This window comes from Aeromonas finlandensis (assembly GCF_000764645.1).
Lineage (GTDB): Bacteria > Pseudomonadota > Gammaproteobacteria > Enterobacterales > Aeromonadaceae > Aeromonas > Aeromonas finlandensis.
On record NZ_JRGK01000168.1, the window covers coordinates 1 to 960 of the forward strand.

Sequence of the window (960 nt, forward strand, 5' to 3'; positions counted from 1 at the left end):
AGTAACCATTAAGCAACCCTTTTGTAAAGGATGTATCATTATTTTGAGCGCTTACTATTTGTGCATTAAAATCAAATGACATTAGCAGTATCAGGGAAGTAAGTAAAATAAGTATAATCATAATAGACCATAGGTATTTCCCCAAAATATAAACTCGGGACTTCTTAGATAACGACAAGCAAGTGGCAATAATAAAAAAAACACACACAAATAATGGAGGAATTACTGGGTTACTTATTAAAGTGAATGCTTTTGTGCTTTCTTGATAAGTCACCAGGCTGGATTGAGGAAGTAAAAGTGCTGGCCCTAGTAGCGTATATATAGCTAACGATAGCCATTTGGTGGCCTTTGTTGAAAAACTTCTATCTATTTGAGTGAGCAGGCTATCTGTTGTACTTGTGCGACATCTAACGATAGCGATTAACCCCAGGAGTGGCAACGCTATAGCGGTTATAAAAAAACCACTCAAGGTTAACCAGATATTTACACCTGAATAATAGCCCGTAACTTGCGGGGCAATAGTGTTGCTGGTACCAAGAAAAAATGAGGATATTAAAAATCCGCACCATACTCTATCACTAACAGTAGGGACTCCCTTCACATAGATCTCCAGCGTTATATTTAATCTGGGTAATGAATAAAGTCATAGCATTATAAATCGAGGTTTTTATTTCTGACCATTTTATAATGGTTACGCGATTTTAACTTTATCTTACTTACTTCAATGCAATCGTTCCAATAAAAACAGATTAGCAAGACTACAGCTTGGTTTGTGTAGGAGAACGCCTTGACACTTTGTAGGTAAACCCTTTCTTTATGGTCACGCAAGCATATCCAATTGTTATCCCCAACTATACCCAAAAGGTTATTTATTCAGTTTGGTTCCTGGGCCGCGTGTTTTTTCTGTTTTGTTGGTTGTTTCTTTACTAGGGGCTAGGTTAATCCTACCCAACAGCACGA

1 protein-coding gene is annotated in these 960 nt (G+C 37.3%); it reads right to left on the reverse strand.

Translation table 11 applies throughout. The features are described 5' to 3' along the window. Nucleotides 1-601 (reverse strand): branched-chain amino acid transport system II carrier protein (locus tag LD28_RS23015; protein WP_193354307.1); only part of this gene is annotated, 601 nt, incomplete at its 3' end. Between the last annotated feature and the right edge of the window lie 359 nt (nt 602-960).